We start from the raw sequence: 19,207 nt of genomic DNA on the forward strand, positions 1-19,207 counted from the left end.
CCATCGAGAAGACCGAAGCGCTCGTCGTCGGCGCTGGCCACGCCGGCCTGGCGGCGAGCCACCACCTCAGCGCGCGCTCGATCGACCACGTGGTCCTCGAGCGCGGCGACGTCGGCCAGTCCTGGCGCACCGAGCGCTGGGACTCGCTGCGCCTGCTCACGCCCAACTGGCTGAACCGGCTGCCCGGGCTGCCGTACGACGGTCCGGACCCGGACGGCTACCTCGCCATGAGCGAGGTGGTCGACCTCGTCGAGCGGTTCGCGAAGGTGTCCGAGGCCCCCGTCCGGACACAGACCGCGGTCACCTCGGTCCGGCGCACGGACGCGGGTTACCGGGTGGCGACGAGCGACGGGGAGATCGACGCGCGCACCGTCGTCGTGGCGAGCGGCGCGTTCAACCGCCCCGCCGTGCCGGCCGTCAGCGCGGGCGTGCCGTCGTCGGTGCACCAGGCCACGGCGTTCGGCTACCGGAACCCGGCCTCCCTGCCCGAGGGCGGCGTCCTCGTCGTCGGCGCCTCGGCCTCGGGCGTGCAGCTCGCGGCCGAGCTGGTCCGGTCCGGACGGCCGGTGACGCTGGCGGTGGGCGAGCACGTCCGGATGCCGCGGACCTACCGCGGGCGCGACGTGCTGTGGTGGATGGACGCGAGCGGCGTGTGGGACGAGCGCTACGACTCCTTCGACGACCTCGACCGGGCCCGTCGGCTCCCGTCACCGCAGCTCGTGGGCACGGCGGCCCGCGCGACGCTCGACCTCAACGCCCTCTCCGAGCTCGGGGTCGAGCTGGTCGGGCGCCTGGCGATGGTGCGGGACGGGAAGGCCCTCTTCTCGGGCGGGCTGAAGAACGTCTTCTCCCTCGCCGACCTCAAGCTCGAGCGGCTGCTCGACTCCTTCGACGCGTACGCGACGGCCTCCGGTCGGGACGCGGAGGTCGGCCAGCCGGAGCGCTTCCCGCCGACCCGCGTGCCCGGCACCCCGCGCTGGCAGCTCGACCTGGGCAGCGGCGAGATCAGCACGGTCCTGTGGGCCACGGGCGGGCGCGCCGACTACTCCTGGCTCGACGTCGACGTCCTCGACGGCAAGGGCCGCCTCCGCCACGACGGCGGGGTCGTGGACAGCCCGGGGTTGTACGCCCTCGGCCTGCCGGTCCTGCGGCGTCGCCGTTCGACCTTCCTGCACGGCGTCGACGACGACGCCCGTGCGGTGGTCGAGCACCTCGCCGGGCACCTGTCGGCCCCGCGCTGACGGTTCCGGAGGGCCCTCGGCGGACGTCCCGTCGCCACGTAACGGGCAAGTTTCGAATTACGTAAGAATTGCGGCGAGCGAACCCGGACGCCTAGCATCCGTGTTCGGTGCCGCGATCGGTCGGCCGGCGCCCGTCACCCTGTCTGCTGCGTCCCCGCCTGGAGCCCCCGCCCATGACGTCACGCGCCCCGTCACGCCCTGGACCGCGCCGCCGCGCGGGTCTCGGCCTGGTCGTGCTCTCGCTGCTCGCCACCTGGACGGTGGCCCTGGACGCCCGGGCCGCCGCGCCCGCGGTCACCAGCCTGACCTCGGAGGGCTTCACCGGCCGCACGACCGCGGAGAACACCTGGTTCCTCCCACCCGCGTCGGGGAAGCCGAACGGCGCGTGCCTCACGGCCGGCACCGACACCACCCAGGCCCCCGTCCGGGCCTGCCGGGCGCGCGCCGTCGACAGCGGGCCGGGCACGCTCAGGCTCACGGCGAACGACCTCAACGTCGTCGGCACCGTCTACAACACGACGAGCCTCCCGACGAGCCAGGGGCTGGACGTCCGCTTCGCCAGCTACCAGTGGGCCTCCGCGCACCCCCCGGGCGCCGACGGGATCGGGTTCGTCCTCGCCGCGACCGACCCGAGCAACCCGTCACCCCCGGCGACCACCGGACCGGTCGGGGGCTCCCTCGGCTACAGCGCGGCCGCGGCCAAGGGCGCGACGCCCGCCCAGCCGGGCGTGGCGAACGGCTACCTCGGCTTCGGCCTGGACGTCTACGGCAACTTCCGCAGCTCGTCCTACGGGGGCACCGGTTGCGCGACGTCGACGTCGGCGCCGCAGAACGTCACCGTCCGCGGACCGGGCAACGGCACGTCCGGCTACTGCATCGCCGGCACCCAGCAGGTCACGGCGGGCACGCTCGACGCGCGGAGCGCGACGTCCCGCCCGGCGCCCGTGCCCGTGGAGATCGCGCTCAACCCGGCCGCCGACCCCACCACCTCGCTCGGCGGCGTGGCCGTGCCCGCGCGCAGCTGGATGATCGCCTTCACCCCGGTCGGCGGGTCCCAGCAGACGATGACCGGGGCCCTGCCGACGGCCGCCGCGCTGCAGAGCTTCGGCTATCCCGCCTCCTACTACGACCCGGACACCGGCCTGCCCTACCAGCTGACCTTCGGCTGGTCCGCCTCCACCGGCGGCAACGACGAGATCCACGAGATCAACAACCTGGTCTCCTCCACGCTGAACGGCCAGCTGCCGGACCTCGACGTCGGCCTCAGCGACAACCAGGGCGGCGCGCTGCTCGCCGACAGCCCGGCGGTCCTCACCGTGACGCCCACCCTCGACCCGACGCAGGGCCCCGAGAACCGCCCGGTGACCGTCACCACGACCTTCCCGGCGGGACTGACCCCGACCACCCCGACGAGCGCCGGCTACGCGTGCTCGACCGCCGGCCAGGTCGTCACCTGCACCCACACGCCGACGTCGCCGATCGAGCCCGGCCAGGCGCTGCCGGTGCTGGACGTGCCCGTGCAGGTCGGGTCCGTCACCACGTCGGGGCTGAGCGTCAAGGCGCTGGTCTCGTCCACCGACGCTAACCCGGCGCAGGCCACGCGCGGGGTGTCGGTCGTCGGCTTCGGCGCCCGGGCGACGCCCGCCCGGACCGCGTACGGGTCCCCGGCCACGCTCTGGGCGACGGGCCTGCCTCAGGACGCTACGGGGGTGCTGACCTTCGCCTCGGGCGGCACGACCTGGTGCACCACCGAGCTGCCGACCACCTCGTGCGACGCGCCCGCGCTGCTGGAGCCGGGGACCTACCCGGTGCTGGTCACGTACGGCGGGGACGCCGCCTACACGTCCCGGAGCGCGTCCACCTCCCTCGAGGTGACGCGGGCGGCGCCCGGGCTGACGGCCGGCGTCAGCGCCGAGCGCGTCGCGTACGGGACGCCCGTCGTGCTCTCCTACGGCGGCCTGCCCGCGGCGGCCACCGGCTCGGTCACCTTCACCGCGGGCGGGACGACGCTGTGCGTCGTCGACGACGTCACGACGGCCTCGAGCTGCGGCACCTCCTCCGGCCTCGACGTCGGGTCCTACCCGGTCACGGCGCGCTACTCCGGGGACGCGCGCTTCGCCGCGACCACGGCGACCACGTCCTTCTCGGTCGCGCTGGCGCCCGTCGACCTGCACGCGGCAGTCAGCCAGGAGACGGTCCCGTACGGCGCCGGCGACACCCTGTCCGTCGCCGGGCTGCCGGCCGACGCCACCGGCACGGTGCGCTTCGTCGACGCCGAGGGTGCTCTGCTCTGCGGGATCGACGACGTCGCCGTCACGGGCAGCTGCCAGATCCCGACGGGCACCGACACCGGCACGTACGCGGTCACCGCGCGCTACTTCGGCGACGCCCGTCATGCGCCGGCCGAGGCCGGCACGACCTTCACGGTCGTGCGGGCGGCGACGGCGCTGGTCGCCGCGGTCAGCGACCCCTCGGTGCCGTTCGGCACGACCAGCACCCTCTCCTTCAGCGGGCTGCCCGCCGCCGCGACCGGGACCGTGACCTTCACCTCCGGCGCGCGGACCCTCTGCGTGGTCGACGTCGACGAGGCCGCCAGCTGCGCGTCCCCCGACGACCTGGGCCGCGGCGAGCACCCGGTCACCGCGGCGTACGGCGGCGACCGTCACCACGAGCCGTCGAGCGCCACCACCGCGCTGACGGTGACGGCGGCCGGTTCGCCGAGCTTCGCGGCCGCGGTCTCCGACCCCACCCCGACGTACGGGACGCCGGACACGCTGTCGTTCAGCGGGCTCGTGCCCGGCGCGACCGGGTCGGTCCGGTTCACCGCGGGCGGTCGGACCCTGTGCGAGGTCGCCGACGTCACCGCGGCCAGCAGCTGCACGACCGCCGCGGACCTGGACGCGGCCGGCTACGACGTGACCGCCGCCTACTCCGGCGACGACGACCACGACGCGGCCTCGGCCGCCGTGGCCTTCGAGGTCCGGCCCGCCGCCACCACGCTGTGGGCCGCGGTCGCCGCCGACCCGCTCGACCACGGCCTGGCCCAGACGCTGTCGTTCGGCGGGCTCCCCGGGGCCGCGACCGGCCCGGTCAGGTTCACCGACGCGTCCGGCGCCGTGCTCTGCCGGGTGCCCGACGTCACCGCCGCGAGCAGCTGCTCGACGTCGGCGACGCTGCGCAGCGGTGCGTACGCGGTGACGGCCCGCTACCCCGGCGACCCGAACCACCGGGGCTCGAGCGCGGACGCGGCGTTCGTCGTGCGGAAGGCCGCCACCGCGCTGACGGCCGGGACCAGCGCGGCCGAGGTGCCGTACGGGACGGCGGAGACGCTGAGCCACGGCGGCCTGCCCGCGGCGGCCACGGGGGCCGTGACCTTCTCGGCGGGGGACCGGGTCCTCTGCACGGTCGAGGACGTGACCGCGGCCGACAGCTGCTCGGCCCCGGGCGGCCTGCCGGTCGGACCGTACGAGGTGACCGCGACCTACGCCGGCGACGCCGAGCACGAGGGGTCGACCGCGACCACGCGCTTCGTCGTGACCCTCGCGCCGACGGACCTCTCGGCGTCGGTGGGACGGCCGACCGTCCCCTGGGGGAGCGCCGAGACGCTGGGGTTCGGTGGGCTGCCGGTCGGCGCCACGGGCCGCGTGACCTTCGCCGCGGACGGCGTCACGCTCTGCACCGTGGAGGACGTGACGGCGGCGTCGACCTGCACGGGCGCCGCCGGGCTCGCGACCGGCCGCTACGCCGTGACCGCGACGTACGGCGGCGACGAGCGCTTCGCCGGGTCCACGGCGACGACGTCCTTCACCGTCGAGCGGTCCCAGCCGGCGCTCGACCTCACCACCAGCACGGCCGGCGTCCGCTACGGCACCGCCGCGACGCTGACGTTCGGCGGGCTGCCGCCGACGGCGACGGGGAGCGTGGTCTTCACGTCGCGCGGTCGCACGCTGTGCACGGTGCCCGACGTGACGCTCACCCGGGCCTGCGCGACGGCCGACGACCTCGCCGTCGGCGTCTACCCGGTGCTCGCGACGTACGGCGGCGACGAGCGCTTCGCGCCGGTCACGGCCTCGACGGGGTTCAGCGTCGTGCCGGTGGCCACCTCCCTGGTGGTGAGCCCGCGGACACCCCAGGTCACCCACGGCTCCGCGCAGGCGCTGCTCGTCTCCGGCCTGCCCGCGGGCGCGGGCGGCACGGTCACCTTCACGTCGGGCGACCGGGCCCTCTGCGAGGTGCGTCTGGGCGGGCCCGCCGGAACGGACCGGTGCGAGACGGGTTCCGACCTCCCGGTCGGCACCTACCCCGTGCGTGCCGTCTACTCCGGCGACGCGAGCCACGAGGCCAGCGAGGCGTCGACCACGTTCGACGTCGTCCGCAGCACCGTCGCGGGCTTCACGGCGACGGTCGAGCCGGGCCGGACCACGTACGGCGTACCCGTGACCCTCGCGTACGCCGGCCTGCCGCCCGGCGCCGGCGGGACGGTCCGCTTCACGGTCGACGACGCGGACGGGGCGCTGCTGTGCTCCGTCGTGGTCGGCGACGACGACCGCTGCCGCACCCCCGCGTCGCTGGAGCCGGGCGGCTACGCCGTGCTCGCCACCTACTCCGGCGACGCCGGGCACGAGCCGGCCGCCGTCCCGCTCGAGCTCACCGTGGCGAAGGCCCCGACCCAGGTCGAGGGCGACCACGAGGGCGACGCCGTCGCCGGCTCGGACGTGGTCCTGGTCGTCGGGTCCCTGCCGGACGGCGCGACCGGGACCGTCGTGCTCAGCAGCGGCGGCACCGCGCTCTGCACGGTCGCCCTGCCCGCGACGCGCTGCACGACCACCGCGCTGACGGCGGGCACGCAGACCGTCCGGGCGGACTACTCCGGCGACGACCGCTACGAGGCGTCGACCGCCACGTTCGACGTCGAGGTCGCCGCTCCGGGGGAAGACGACAGCCCGGGCGGGGACGATCCCGGCGGGGACGGTTCGGGTAGCGGTGCCGGTTCGGGCGGCACGGACCCGGTCAGCGACGGACCGGGCAGCACCGACCACCACGGCTCCCTGGCCTCCACGGGTGGACCGGCCGCCGCCCTGCTCGTGGGCGGGCTGCTGCTGCTGGCCGCCGGTTCCGGCACGCTGTCACTCGGCCGGCGGCGGTCTCCCCGTCGGTGAGGCCCGCACGTCCCCCCGACAGCGATGAGGATCGCGCACCGATGCCGGTGGACGATCCTCATCGTTGACGGACCCGACCTCAGAGCGGGGTGACGTACGCCCCGCTGATGCCGCCGTCGACGAGGAACGTGCTCGCGGTGACGAAGCTCGACTCGTCGGAGGCGAGCCAGAGGACGGCGTTCGCGATCTCCTCGGGTTCCGCGAACCGGCCCATGGGCACGTGCACGAGCCGGCGGGCGGCCCGCTCGGGGTCGGAGGCGAAGAGCTCCTGCAGGAGCGGGGTGTTCACCGGGCCGGGGCACAGCGCGTTGACGCGGATGCCCTGGCGGGCGAACTCGACGCCCAGCTCGCGGCTCATCGAGAGCACGCCGCCCTTGGAGGCGGAGTAGGAGATCTGCGACGTCGCCGCGCCCATGACCGCGACGAACGACGCGGTGTTGATGATCGACCCGCGGCCCTGCTCGATCATGTGCGGCAGCGCGGCCTTGCAGCAGAGGTAGACCGACGTCAGGTTCACCTCCTGCACGCGACGCCACGCGTCGAGGCCCGTGACCAGGATCGAGTCGTCGTCGGGCGGGGAGATGCCCGCGTTGTTGAACGCCACGTCGACCGAGCCGTACGTGTCCTTGGCCGCCGCGAACAGCGCCTCGACCCCCTCGGGGTCGGTCACGTCGGTCCGGACGAAGATCCCGCCGAGCTCGGCGGCCACCTCGGGCCCACGCCGCTCGTCGAGGTCACCGACGACCACGTGCGCGCCCTCGCTCGCGAGCCGGCGCGCCGACGCCAGGCCGATGCCGGAGCACCCTCCGGTGACGACCGCCGTACGGCCCTCGACGCGGCCCTCTCGTTCCACCACTGCTCTCCCTGCCTCTCGTTGATGACTCGTTGCTGACGTCTACGCACCCGCCTCCGGCACGAGGCGTACCTTGCCCGACCGCGCGCACCCTGCAGGGTGCGCCTCGACGAACAAGGTGCGCCTCGTGGTCGAGGCGGGCGGGATGACGCGTCAGGACTGGCTGAAGAAGACGTTCTTGGTCTCGGTGAACGCGTCGGGCGCGTCCGGTCCGAGCTCGCGGCCGAGGCCCGACTGCTTGTAGCCGCCGAACGGCGTCCAGTAGCGGACCGAGGAGTGCGAGTTCACGCTGAGGTTGCCCGACTCGACCGCCCGGGCGACGCGCAGCGCGCGGCCGACGTCGCGGGTGAAGATCGACCCGGACAGGCCGTAGTCGCTGTCGTTCGCGAGCGCGACGGCCTCGGCCTCGTCCTCGAACCCGAGCACGGCGACCACCGGGCCGAACACCTCCTCGCGCCACACCGGCTGCTGCGTCGACGAGGCGAGGACGACGGTCGGCGGCACCCAGAAGCCGGGCCCGTCCGGCGTCGTGCCGGCGAAGGCGACGTCGACGCCGTCGAGGTAGCCGCGTACGCGGTCGCGCTGGCCCGCCGAGATCAGCGGCCCCATCTGCGCGTCCTCGAAGGTCGGGTCGTCGACGACGAACGAGGCGAGCGCGGCCTGGAACCGTTCGAGGAACTCGTCGCGCACCGAGTTCTGCACGAGGATCCGCGACCGCGCGCAGCAGTCCTGCCCGGCGTTGTCGAAGACGCCGCCCGGCGCCGCGGCGGCCGCGGCGGCCACGTCCGCGTCGGCGAAGACGATGTTCGCGCTCTTGCCGCCGAGCTCGAGGGTGCAGCGCTTGACCTGCTCGGCGCAGCCGCGGAGCACCTGCTTGCCGACCTTCGTGGAGCCCGTGAACGCGACCTTGCGGACCAGCGGGTGCGTGACGAACCGCTCGCCGACGACCGGCCCGCGTCCGGGCAGCACGGTGAACACACCCTCCGGCAGCCCGGCCTCGAGCGCGAGCTCGGCGAGCCGCATCGCCGACAGCGGCGTCAGCTCGGCCGGCTTGAGGACGACCGTGCAGCCCGCGGCCAGGGCGGGCGCGAAGCCCCACGAGGCGATGAGCATCGGGAAGTTCCACGGCACGATCAGCCCGACGACGCCGAGCGGCTCGTGGAACGTCACGTCGATCCCGCCGGGCACGGGGATCTGCCGTCCGAACTGCCGCTCCGGCGCGCCCGCGTAGTACTCGAGGACCCGGGCGACCTGGTCGGCCTCCCAACGGGCGTTGCCGACGACGTGCCCGGCGTTGCGGACCTCGAGGTCGGCCAGCTCGTCGACGTGCGCCTCGACCGTGCGGGCGAACGACCGCAGCAGCCGGGCGCGGTCGCTCGGGGCGACGTCGCGCCAGGCGGGGAACGCCTCGGCCGCACGCTCGATCGCGGCGTCGGTCTCCGCGAGCGAGGTCAGGGCGACGGTGGTGATGACCTGCTCGGTCGCCGGATTGACGACGTCCCAGGTGTCGGGGGTGTCCAGGGTGGTGCTCACAGCGGTGTCTTCGTCCTCACATGCGTTCGAAGCTGCGGCGCAGCTCCCAGTCGGTCACGGCGGCGTCGAAGGCGGTCAGCTCGACCTCGGCCATCCGCGTGTAGTGGTCGACGACCTCGTCGCCGAAGCAGGCGCGCGCGACCGCCGAGGAGCTGAACGCGTCGCGGGCGTCGCGCAGCGTCTGCGGCACCTTCGGGTGGTCGGACTCGTACGCGTTCCCGACCAGCGCCGGCCCGAGCTCGAGGCCCTCGTCGATGCCGTGCAGCCCGCCGGCGATCATGGCCGCGATCGCCAGGTAGGGGTTCACGTCGCCGCCCGGGACCCGGTTCTCGAGCCGGGCGCCCTTGCCGTGGCCCACGAGGCGTACGGCGCAGGTGCGGTTGTCCTCGCCCCAGGCGATCGTCGTCGGCGCGAACGACCCGGCGGCGAAGCGCTTGTAGGAGTTGACGTTCGGCGCGTAGAGCAGCGTGAAGTCGGCCATGGTGGCCAGCAGCCCGGCGATGAAGGCCTCGTACTCCTTCGTCCGCCTGCCCTCGGACCAGAACGTCGTCGACCCGTCCGCCCCGCGCAGCGAGAGGTGCACGTGGCACGACGAACCCTCGCGCTCGTTGTACTTGGCCATGAAGGTCAGCGACTGGCCGCGGTTGGCGGCGATCTGCTTGGCCGCGGTCTTGTAGACGGCGTGGTTGTCGGCGGTGGTGAGCGCGTCGGCGTAGAGGAAGCCGATCTCGTGCTGACCGAGGTTGCACTCGCCCTTGGCCGACTCGACGTCCATCCCCGCGGCGTACATGGCGTTGCGGATCTCGCGGAGCAGCGGCTCCGCGCGACCGCCACCGAGGATCGAGTAGTCGACGTTGTACTGGTTCACCGCGACGAGGTCGCGGTAGCCCGAGCTCCAGGCGTCCTCGTACGACGTCTGGAAGGCGATGAACTCCAGCTCGGTCCCGGCCAGGGCGACCAGGCCGCGCTCGGCCAGCCGGTCGAGCTGCGTGGTCAGCATCGTGCGCGGCGACTGCGGCACGGGGGAGTGGTCGAGCTGCACGAGGTCGCACTGGACCATCGCGGCGCCGGGCTCGTACGGCAGCCGGCGCAGCGTCGCGAGGTCGAGGGCGAACTCGAGGTCGCCGTAGCCCGACTCCCACGAGGTGAGCGCGTAGCCGGGGACCGTGTTCATGTCGACGTCCACGGCGAGCAGGTAGTTGCAGCCCTCGGTGCCCTGCCCGAGGACGTGCTCGAGGAAGTACGCCGCGTGCATGCGCTTGCCCTGCAGGCGGCCCTGCATGTCGGTCAGCGCGACGACGACGGTGTCGATGTCGCCGCGCGCGACCTCCGCACGCAGGGCGTCGACGCTGAGGTAGCGGTCGTTGGGCGGCTGGCGGGTCGCGGTGCTCACGGTGTCGTCCTCGTCCGGGTCGTCGTCGTGCGGATCATGGGTGACGTCCTCATCTCAGCAACCCTCGCAGCAGGGCGGCGGTGTCGTCGCAGTGCTCCTCCATCGCGCGGCGAGCCCGTTCCGGCTCGCGGGCCTCGACCGCGGCCACGATCTCCGCGTGCTGCGCGCTCGAGTGCTCGATGTTCACGGGGAGGACGGGGATCGCCAGCAGCATCTCGTGCACCGCGGCCTGGACCTGCGTGACGGCGTCGACGAGGTAGGCCGAGCCGGTCAGCGCGGCGATGGCCAGGTGCAGCCGGGAGTCGGCCTGGCGGTGCTCGGCCGGGTTCTGCGCGGACCGCACCCGCTCGTGCGCGGCCCGGAGCTCCTCGAGGTCGGTCGCCGAGCGACCCACCGTGGAGGCCACGAAGCACGCGCCCGGCTCGACCACCCGACGGAACACGAGGGCGTCGAGCAGCTCGGGTCGCCGCAGCGCCGAGGCTCCGGTCGGGTCGCCCGGCTCGCTGCCCGGCGTCGGCGGCTCGTGGTCCACCACGCTCCCGCCCCCGCGGCCGCGGGTGGTGCGCACCATCCCGGCCTCGCGCAGCGCCGCGATCGCCTCGCGCACGGTGGCGCGGGAGACGCCGAGGAGGCCGGCGAGCTCGCGTTCCGGGGGCAGCGTGCTGCCGTACGGGTAGACGCCGAGGCGGATGGCCGTGGCCAGGCGCTCGACGCAGCTCTCGAACGTCGGCCGCCCGCCCGGGGCCTGCTCGCCGCCCGACCGGCCCCGCGACGCCGTCAGGACGTCGTGGGCCAGCTGGTCGCGATCGCTCACCCGGCGTCCGGGGTCGTGACGGCCTCGTCCCGACGGGCGGCGTCCTGGGCGGGGCCGTTCATGAAGGTCTTCTTGCCCTTGACGTGCCAGCTGACGAACGCGAACGCCAGCACCACGAGCACCGCGACCGGCGCGTAGTTGAACGTGCTGACGTCCACCGGGGAGACCGGCGGCAGGACGAAGAGGATGCAGATGATCACGACCCAGACGACCGCGACCCAGCCGATCAGCGCGCTCCAGCGGCCGAGGTTCCAGGGGCCGGGGACGAAGTCGGAGTTGAGCCGGCGCAGCAGGACCGGGATGACGTACGCGATGTAGAGCCCGATGACCGCGATCGAGGTGACCGCGAAGTACGCCGTCGAGCTGACCAGGGCGGGCGAGGCCAGGATGATCGACAGGACCACGCAGAGCCAGATCGAGTTGGTCGGGGTGCCGGTGCGCGGGTTGACCTTGGCCCAGAGGCGCGAGCCCGGCAGCGCGTTGTCGCGGGAGAACGCGTACGACATGCGCGAGTTCGCGGTGACCGAGGCCATGCCGCAGAAGAACTGGGCGACGCAGACGATGAACAGCAGGAACTTGGCCACGCCGGGGCTGTTCAGGGAGTCGAGGAAGATCTGCGCGGGCGGCAGGCCGGTGGACGACTCGGACAGCTTGGCCAGGCCCTCCTCGCTGCGGTCCGTGATCGCGGCGGTGATCGAGTAGAGCAGGACGAAGCCGCCGATCACCGAGACGAGCACGCTCGTGACGATGCCGCGCGGGGCGGCCTTGGCGGCGTTCTTGGTCTCCTCCGCCACGTGGGCCGAGGCGTCGTAGCCCGTGTAGGTGTACTGCGCCATCAGCAGGCCGAGGAGGAAGACGTACGGGGTGAAGCTCCAGCCCGTCTCGTTGTGGAAGCCCGTCAGGGTCCACGACACCGACTGGTGCTTCTCGGGCAGGATCCACAGCGCGCCGACGATGATCAGCACGCCGCCGACGTGCCACCAGGCGGAGACGCTGGACAGCAGGCTGACGAGGTTGACGCCGAAGACGTTCAGCAGCGCGTGGACCACGATGATGATCACGAACAGCCCGAACGTCAGCGGGGCGGTGGCCTCGACGCCCCAGACCAGGTTCATGAACGCCATCCACGTGGTGGCGCAGCCGAAGTCGATCGCCGCGGTGACCGCGACCTCCCCCAGGAAGTTGAACCAGCCGGTGAACCAGGCCCACTCGCGGCGGTTCTTCTTCGCGAGCCGTCCGGCCCAGAAGTAGAGGCCGCCCGCGGTCGGGTAGCGCGAGCACACCTCGGCCATCGCGGCGGCGACGGCGAGCACGAGGACGCCGACGATCAGCCAGCCCAGCACGAGCGTGGACGGACCGCCGGAGCGGAGCGCGATCCCGTACGAGGTGATGCACCCGGCGAGGATCGAGATGATCGAGAACGAGACGGCGAAGTTCGAGAACCCCGACATCCCGCGGTGGAGCTCCTGGGTGTAGCCCAGCTCGGCGAGGGCTCTGGCGTCCTCGTCGAGGGCGGCGTCCACGGGGTCGACCTGCTTGGGCGTGCTCGTCATCGGCGGTTCCGTCTCGGGCGGCGGGATGGTGCCGATGATCTTGTCGGAGTCCGAGCGCCGCCGTCAATGGTCAGACCTCAGACCTTTTGGCGCCTTGGAGTCAGGAGGGTTCCCCGCGGTAGGTGCCGAAGGACCAGAAGTTGCCCTCGGGGTCGGTCATCACGAACTCGTGGCTGCCGTAGCCGGTGTCGGAGGGCGGACGCGTGATCGTGACGCCCGGGGCGTCCCGCACCCGGTCGTGCACCTCGTCCACGTGGTCGGTGACGACGTAGATGCTGGCGATCCCAGGGGCGACGCCGGAGGTCTCGCGGCGGCTGCCGAGCATCACGCCGCCGCCCTCGGGCCAGTCGAGCTGGGCGTGCGCGACCAGCTCGCCCTCGGGGTAGACGGCCGTCCGACGGAACCCGACGACGTCGACGAGGAAGTCGATCATGGCGTGGGCGTCGTCGGCCTGGAACGCCGGCCAGACGGTCGGGGCGGGGGTCCGGGTGGTGGTGCCGTTCGTCTGCGTGGTCATGGCTCAAGCCTCACCGTTGCGGTGGCCGCCGGCTTGAACGTTCCGGAGCTCTTCGGCCAGCCACCCGGTGGGGCTCGTGCCGAGGTGCGCGCGGAACTCGCGGTCGAGGTGCGACTGGTCCGCATAGCCGGCCTCCGTGGCGAGGGCGGCGAACGTGACCGGGCGCCCGGTCCGGACCGACGCCGTCAGGCGCCCCATCGCCGCGTCGAAGCGGACCAGCCGCGCGACCCGCTTGGGGGAGAGCCCGAGCTCGGTGGAGAACAGGGTGCCGAGGTGGCGGTGGCTCAGCGCGACGTGCCGGGCGAGCCCGTCCAGGCGCTCCCGGCCCCCGGTGCGCCGCAGCCAGCGCCACGCCTCCGCGAGCTCGGGGCGGACCGAGGCCGAGGCGGGCGCGCGCTCCACCCGGTCGCGGACGTACGCCTCGAGCACGACGAACCGCTCGGGCCAGGTCGGCGTCTCGACCAGGCGCTGCCGCAGGGCCTCGACCTGCGGCCCGAGCACGTCGACGCCGGAGACGCGACCCTGGTCGAGCTCGGACGTCCGCACGCCCAGCAGCCGGCGCGCGGCCAGCGGGTGCACGGTCAGCTGGATGCCCGCCTGCCGCCGCGGCATCCGGACGAACGCCGCCCGGGTGTGCAGCGGCCCGAGGACCACGTCCTCGCGGCGCTCGGCCGCCGTGCCCAGGTCCGCCTCGTCCTCCGACCACACCACCGGACCGTCGAGGCTGAGGATGAACGTCAGCCACGGCGCCGGGACGCCGCGGTGCAGCGCCTCCTCCGACGCCGTGCTCGCGTAGCCGACCGTGCTCCCCAGGACGCCGGGGAGCAGGTCGGCGTGCGCGTACGACGAGGTGCCGACCGCCTCCGCGCTCACTCCCTCATCGTCGTGGCTGAGGAGCGTTCTGACTAGGCGGACAGCTCCTTCACCAGCGCCTCGCCGAAGGCGGGGATGTCGTCGGGCTTGCGGCTGGTGATGAGGACGAAGGGGTCCATCGGGCAGCGGAACACCTCTTCGTCGCGCCAGTCGCCGCCCGCGTTGGCGATGTCGGTGTGCAGCGACGGCCAGCTCGTCAGCGTCTTGCCGCGCACGACGCCCGCCTCGACGAGCGTCCACGGGCCGTGGCAGATCGCGCCGACCGGCTTGCCGCTCTCGGCGAAGCGCCTCACGAACCCGACCGCGTCCTGGTCCAGGCGCAGCTTGTCGGGGTTCGTCGTCCCGCCGGGCAGCACCAGCAGGTCGTAGTCGGCCGGGTCGGCGTCGCTCACCGCGAGGTCCGCGTCGAACGTGTCGCCCTTCTCGACGTCGTTGTTGAACGCCTGGATGATGTCCTTCTCGGGGGCCAGCAGCACGACCCGGGCGCCGGCCTCGATCAGCGCGTCGCGCGGCCCGGTCAGCTCGACCTGCTCCACGCCCGCGTTCGCCATCAGGAACGCCACCGTGCGTCCGCTCAGCTCGTCCGCCATGTTCGTCGGTCCTCTCGTCGATGGAAGTGCTCTCGAGGTGGGTTACCCAGATCGGCGCGCAGCCCGCCGGAACTGTCAGAGGTCGTCGCCAGACTGGGTGGGTGAGCACCACGACCGCACCACCGCTGCTCGACGTCCGGCGGATCTACGCCGAGCCGGCAGCCCTGGCCTCCCCGCGCGGCCAGCAGGTCGTCGGCCGCTGGCCGGGCGCCGAGCTCGTGGAGGTCGCCAGCCACTGGCAGATCCCCGAGCTGCACGGCGACGAGGCCAACGTGCGGCGCTGGGTCCGGATCAAGCGCGAGGCGCTCGTCCTGGGCGTCCTCAAGTCGCTGCGGGCGCGGCCGAACGGGCGCTCGGCCGACTTCATCGCGCCGTCGACGAGCAACGGCTGCGCGATGGCCTGCGCCTACTGCTACGTCCCGCGGCACAAGGGCTACAGCAACCCGGTCACGGTCTTCACGAACATCGAGCAGATCACCGGCTACCTCGCCCGCCACGTCCGGCGGCAGGGGCCGAAGACCGAGCCCAACCAGTGCGACCCGACCGCCTGGGTCTACGACCTCGGCGAGAACAGCGACTGCAGCGTCGACGCGCTGATCAGCGACAACGTGGCCGACCTCGTGGCCACGTTCCGCGGGCTGCCGGACGCCAAGGCGTCCTTCGCGACCAAGTACGTGAACCGCGACCTCCTGACCTGGGACCCGCAGGGGCGGACGCGGGTGCGCTTCTCGCTGATGCCGGAGGCGACGGCGAAGCTGCTCGACATCCGCACCAGCCCGGTGGCGGAGCGGCTGGCCGCGATCGACGACTTCGTCGAGGCGGGCTACGAGGTGCACGTGAACTTCTCGCCGGTCGTGGTCGAGGACGGCTGGCTGGCCCGCTGGGCCGACCTGCTCGACGCGCTCGGCGACGCGACCTCCGAGGCCACCAAGGCCCAGCTGGCCTGCGAGGTCATCTTCCTCACGCACAACGAGCAGCTGCACGAGGTCAACCTCGGCTGGCACCCCAAGGCCGAGGACCTGCTCTGGCAGCCGGCGATCCAGGAGCCGAAGCGCTCCCAGAACGGCGCCGTGAACGTCCGGTACGCCTGGCGCGACAAGCAGCGCCACGTCGAGCAGCTGCTGGCGCTGATCGCCGAGCGGGCGCCCTGGTGCACCGTCCGCTACGCCTTCTGAGCCCGCCCCTTAGCCTGAGCCGGTGACCGACGACGTCCAACGGTTCCGGGCCGCGCACGTCGTCACCCCGGGCGGGGTGCTCGACGACGCCGTCGTGGAGGTCCGGGGCGACCGCGTCGCCGCGGTCTACCCGAACAACGGCGACGAGCGCGCCGAGCGCCTGGGCGGCTGGGTCGTCCCCGGCTTCGTCGACCCGCACGTGCACGGCGGGGGCGGCCACGACTACGCGTCGGGCGACGCCGAGGAGATCCTCGTGGCGCGCGACTTCCACGCCGCCCACGGCACGACCACGACCTTCGCGAGCCTCGTCGCCGCCCCGCTCGAGGACCTCGAGGCCCAGCTCGGCGTGCTCGCCGACCTCGTCGAGGACGGGCAGCTGGCCGGGATCCACCTCGAGGGCCCGTTCCTCTCGCCCGACCAGGCGGGGGCCCACGAACCGGCCTTCCTCCGTCCGCCGCACCCCGCGGCGGTCGAGCGCCTGCTCGACGCGGGCCGCGGGCACCTCCGCATGGTCACCCTCGCACCCGAGCTGGACGGCGGGATCGACGCCGTACGCCGCCTCGTCGCCGCGGGCGTGCACGTCGCGGTCGGCCACACGACCGCCGACGACGACCTGGTGGCCCGCGCGCTCGACGCGGGCGCCGACGTCGGCACCCACGTCTTCAACGCCATGCGGCCCGTCCACCACCGTCGTCCCGGACCGGTCCCGCGGCTGCTGACCGACCCGCGGGTCGCGGCCGAGCTCATCGCCGACGGCTTCCACGTGGTCGAGGAGGTGCTCCGGATGGCGCTCGCCGCGGCCGGGCCGGACGGCGTCGTGCTCGTCACCGACGCGATGGTCGCGGCCGGGATGCCCGACGGTCCGTACCGCCTCGGCAGCCTCGACGTCCGCGTCGTCGACGGCCAGGCGCGCCTCGTCACCGAGGACGGGACGCCCGGCTCGATCGCCGGCTCCACGCTGACCACGGCGCAGGCCTTCGCGCGGGTCGTCGCCATCACCGGCGACCTGGCGGCGGCCGCCCGCGCCGCCTCCACGAACGCCGCCCGGCACTTCGGGCTCGACGCCGGCACGGTCGAGGCGGGCGGGCCCGCCGACCTCTGCCTGGTCGACGACGACGGCGGCCTGCAGCGCGTGATGCGCCGGGGCCGCTGGCTGGAGACCGCGTGACCGGCCCGGTCGAGGTCGACGTCCGCGCAGCGCTGGCGGCCGGAGACCTGCCGCAGCGGGTGGACGCGCTCGGCTTCAGCGCCGAGGACGCCGCCGAGGTCCGGGCGGCCGCCGCCCGCGTCCTCGACCGCCCGGACGACCTCGCCGCCGTGGAGCAGGCGGCCGGACGACTCGTCGCCGGCGTCGGCGTCCTGCCCCCGCGGGACGGAACGGCCGTGTGGCAGGGGCTGCCGGCCGACGACCAGGGCGTGCTGCCGTTGCTCGCGCTGCTGGCGACGGCCCCGGTCGTGGCCCGCTTCCACGCGAGCCGGGGCGTCCCGGCCGACGTCTCGGCGGCGACGCTCGCCGACCTGGGCCAGCAGACCCGCGTGCACCGGCTCGTGCACGGCGGCTTCGGGCTCGGGACCCACGCGTGGGAGGCGGGCTACGTCTGGTCGGGCGCGCTCTACCGGCTCGGGCGGCTGCAGTTCGACCTCGAGCGGCAGGCCACCGTCGACGGGACGGACCAGGAGTGGGTGCTGTCCACCCACATCCCGCGCGGCGAGCGGCTGCGGCCCGCGGACGTCGACGCCTCGCTCGCCGCGGCCCTCCCGTTCTTCGCCGCGCACTTCGCGGAGGTCCCGGCCCAGGACGTCCACTGCCGCAGCTGGATGCTCGACGCCCGCATCCCCGACCTGCTGCCCGGGTCCAACCTGGCGGCGTTCCAGCAGCGCTGGCGGACGTACGGGATGCCCGGCCTCGGCGACGAGGACGCGCTGTTCTTCGGCTTCGCCCGCCGGGACGCACCCGACCTCCAGACGGTGCCGGCCGAGACGTCGCTGCAGCGGGCCATCGCGTCGGTCTGGCGTTCCGGGAACCACTGGCTCGTGGTCGACGGACGGCTCGCTCGATGACGACGCCGACGAGCACCGGGGTCGACGTGCTGCCCACGCTGCTGCCCGGCTTCTCCGGCACCACGCTCCCGGACTGGGTCCGGCGCCGGCTACGGGAGGGCCTCGGCGGCGTGTGCCTGTTCGCACGGAACATCACGGACCACGACCAGCTCGCTGCCCTGAACGCGGAGATCCTCGCGGCCAACCCGCGCGCCGTCGTCGCCCTCGACGAGGAGGGCGGTGACGTCACCCGGCTCTTCGCCGACGTCGGCTCGCCCTACCCCGGCAACGCGGTGCTCGGCCGCCTCGACGACCTGGCGGCGACCGAGGCCGTCGCGGCGGAGGTCGGGCGGGCGCTGCGGCGTACGGGCTGCACGCTCACCTTCGCGCCCGACGTTGACGTGAACAACGACCCCGACAACCCGGTCATCGGCGTCCGCAGCTTCGGCGACGACGCCGTCCTCGTCGCCCGGCACGGTGCCGCGTGGACGCGCGGGGTCCAGGCCACCGGGATCGGGGCGACGGCCAAGCACTTCCCGGGCCACGGCGACACCGCCACCGACTCGCACCTGTCGCTGCCGGTCGTGGACCGGTCGCTCGACGAGCTGCGGGAACGCGAGCTCGTGCCGTTCGCGGCGGCGGTCCGGGCCGGGACGGTCGCGGTGATGACCTCCCACATCCTCCTGCCGCAGGTCGACCCGGACGTGCCGGCGACCTTCAGCCGCGCGGTGGCGACGGGGCTGCTGCGCGAGGAGCTCGGGTTCACGGGGGTGCTGGTCACCGACGCCCTCGACATGGCCGGCGCCTCGAGCCCTGGGGGCACCCCGGAGAGCGCGGTGCGCGCGCTTGCCGCCGGCTGCGACCTGCTCTGCCTGGGCAACGACAACACCGACGCGCAGGTCGAGGCGATCGTGCGGGCCGTACGCGCGGCGGTGGCCGACGGGAGCCTGGACGCCGGCCGCGTCGCCGAGGCGGTCGGGCGGGTGCACGCGATGGCCGACACCCTGACCGCGGCGCGGGCCGCGCGGCCCGAGCCGCCGGCGGTCGCCGACGAGGTCGCCGACGACCGGCTCGCCGCGACCTTCGACGTGTCCCCGTCGGCGGTCGCCTGGCGGGACCGTGCGGGTGGCCGGTTCGGCGTGGTGCGGCTCGAGGAGCAGCCGAACATCGCGGTCGGCGTGCTGCCCTGGGGCCCCGACCTCGCCGACCACGACGAGGTCGTGCTGCGTCCCGGCGACGTCCTCGACCCCGGTGCGCTCGTGGACGGTCCCGTGCTCGTCCTTGGCCGCGACGTCCACCGGCACCCCGAGGCGCGGGCGACGGTCGACCGGCTGCGGTCGGTCCGCGACGTCCTCGTCGTCGACCTCGGCTGGCCCTCGCCCGACCGCGCGTACGCCGACGTCGCCACCTTCGGCGCCTCCCGACGCGTCGGCCGGGCGCTGCTGGCCTGGTTGCGGGAGGGCTGA

14 protein-coding genes are annotated in these 19,207 nt (G+C 74.1%); 6 read left to right on the plus strand and 8 right to left on the minus strand.

Annotated elements, in window-relative coordinates; translation table 11 throughout:
• Nucleotides 1–2 precede the first annotated feature (2 nt).
• A complete protein-coding gene (locus ABD665_RS11650) occupies nt 3–1,241 on the plus strand; it encodes an NAD(P)-binding domain-containing protein (protein ID WP_344742422.1) in 1,239 nt (412 codons plus the stop codon).
• A 173-nt stretch (nt 1,242–1,414) separates the two neighbouring features.
• Nucleotides 1,415–6,400: an Ig-like domain repeat protein gene (locus tag ABD665_RS11655; protein WP_204910512.1), complete on the plus strand. Its 4,986-nt coding sequence runs from the start codon at nt 1,415–1,417 to the stop codon at nt 6,398–6,400.
• Nucleotides 6,401–6,479: 79 nt separating this feature from the next.
• On the opposite strand, the gene ABD665_RS11660 is transcribed toward ABD665_RS11655, so the two are convergent.
• The 8 genes from ABD665_RS11660 to ABD665_RS11695 form a co-directional block, all read right to left on the minus strand.
• The gene (locus ABD665_RS11660) at nt 6,480–7,256 is read right to left on the minus strand and encodes a 3-oxoacyl-ACP reductase (RefSeq protein WP_344742391.1); all 777 of its coding nucleotides are present in this window, start codon (nt 7,254–7,256) and stop codon (nt 6,480–6,482) included.
• 150 nt (nt 7,257–7,406) lie between these two features.
• Nucleotides 7,407–8,786, minus strand: coding sequence for an aldehyde dehydrogenase family protein (locus ABD665_RS11665; protein ID WP_344742392.1), 1,380 nt, complete (start codon nt 8,784–8,786; stop codon nt 7,407–7,409).
• A 16-nt stretch (nt 8,787–8,802) separates the two neighbouring features.
• Complete coding sequence (locus ABD665_RS11670) at nt 8,803–10,179, minus strand: glutamine synthetase family protein (RefSeq protein WP_344742393.1); 1,377 nt, start codon at nt 10,177–10,179, stop codon at nt 8,803–8,805.
• A gap of 49 nt (nt 10,180–10,228) precedes the next feature.
• Complete coding sequence (locus tag ABD665_RS11675; RefSeq protein WP_204910511.1) at nt 10,229–10,993, minus strand: FCD domain-containing protein; 765 nt, start codon at nt 10,991–10,993, stop codon at nt 10,229–10,231.
• Nucleotides 10,990–12,546, minus strand: a complete 1,557-nt coding sequence (locus ABD665_RS11680) for an amino acid permease (protein WP_204910510.1) — start codon at nt 12,544–12,546, stop codon at nt 10,990–10,992. Before ABD665_RS11680 ends, ABD665_RS11675 begins: the two co-directional genes overlap by 4 nt.
• Before the next feature lie 100 nt (nt 12,547–12,646).
• Nucleotides 12,647–13,063 carry a VOC family protein gene (locus tag ABD665_RS11685; protein ID WP_204910509.1) on the minus strand — a complete coding sequence of 139 codons (417 nt, stop codon included), beginning with the start codon at nt 13,061–13,063 and terminating at the stop codon, nt 12,647–12,649.
• Between the two features lie 3 nt (nt 13,064–13,066).
• Complete coding sequence (locus ABD665_RS11690; protein WP_204910508.1) at nt 13,067–13,936, minus strand: helix-turn-helix domain-containing protein; 870 nt, start codon at nt 13,934–13,936, stop codon at nt 13,067–13,069.
• Nucleotides 13,937–13,968: 32 nt separating this feature from the next.
• Complete coding sequence (locus ABD665_RS11695; protein ID WP_204910507.1) at nt 13,969–14,526, minus strand: DJ-1/PfpI/YhbO family deglycase/protease; 558 nt, start codon at nt 14,524–14,526, stop codon at nt 13,969–13,971.
• 101 nt (nt 14,527–14,627) lie between these two features.
• Between ABD665_RS11695 and ABD665_RS11700 the strand changes: the two genes are divergently transcribed.
• From ABD665_RS11700 to nagZ, 4 genes are read left to right on the plus strand one after another with little or no spacing between them, the layout of a single operon-like run.
• Complete coding sequence (locus tag ABD665_RS11700; protein ID WP_344742394.1) at nt 14,628–15,701, plus strand: spore photoproduct lyase family protein; 1,074 nt, start codon at nt 14,628–14,630, stop codon at nt 15,699–15,701.
• Nucleotides 15,702–15,723: 22 nt separating this feature from the next.
• Entirely contained in the window at nt 15,724–16,869 is a 1,146-nt protein-coding gene (gene nagA / locus ABD665_RS11705; RefSeq protein WP_204910505.1) for an N-acetylglucosamine-6-phosphate deacetylase, read from the plus strand.
• A complete protein-coding gene (locus ABD665_RS11710) occupies nt 16,866–17,762 on the plus strand; it encodes an acyltransferase domain-containing protein (RefSeq protein WP_204910504.1) in 897 nt (298 codons plus the stop codon). Before nagA ends, ABD665_RS11710 begins: the two co-directional genes overlap by 4 nt.
• Nucleotides 17,759–19,207, plus strand: coding sequence for a beta-N-acetylhexosaminidase (nagZ, locus tag ABD665_RS11715; RefSeq protein WP_204910503.1), 1,449 nt, complete (start codon nt 17,759–17,761; stop codon nt 19,205–19,207). Before ABD665_RS11710 ends, nagZ begins: the two co-directional genes overlap by 4 nt.

Origin of the sequence: Microlunatus spumicola (assembly GCF_039536445.1) — a bacterium.
Lineage (GTDB): Bacteria > Actinomycetota > Actinomycetes > Propionibacteriales > Propionibacteriaceae > Microlunatus > Microlunatus spumicola.

Bases quoted from the DNA above. Each gene is read 5' to 3' on its own strand.
- ABD665_RS11685 (WP_204910509.1), bottom strand. From the start codon at position 13,063: ATGACCACGCAGACGAACGGCACCACCACCCGGACCCCCGCCCCGACC.
- nagZ (WP_204910503.1), top strand. From the start codon at position 17,759: ATGACGACGCCGACGAGCACCGGGGTCGACGTGCTGCCCACGCTGCTG.
- ABD665_RS11695 (WP_204910507.1), bottom strand. From the start codon at position 14,526: ATGGCGGACGAGCTGAGCGGACGCACGGTGGCGTTCCTGATGGCGAAC.
- ABD665_RS11680 (WP_204910510.1), bottom strand. From the start codon at position 12,546: ATGACGAGCACGCCCAAGCAGGTCGACCCCGTGGACGCCGCCCTCGAC.
- ABD665_RS11655 (WP_204910512.1), top strand. From the start codon at position 1,415: ATGACGTCACGCGCCCCGTCACGCCCTGGACCGCGCCGCCGCGCGGGT.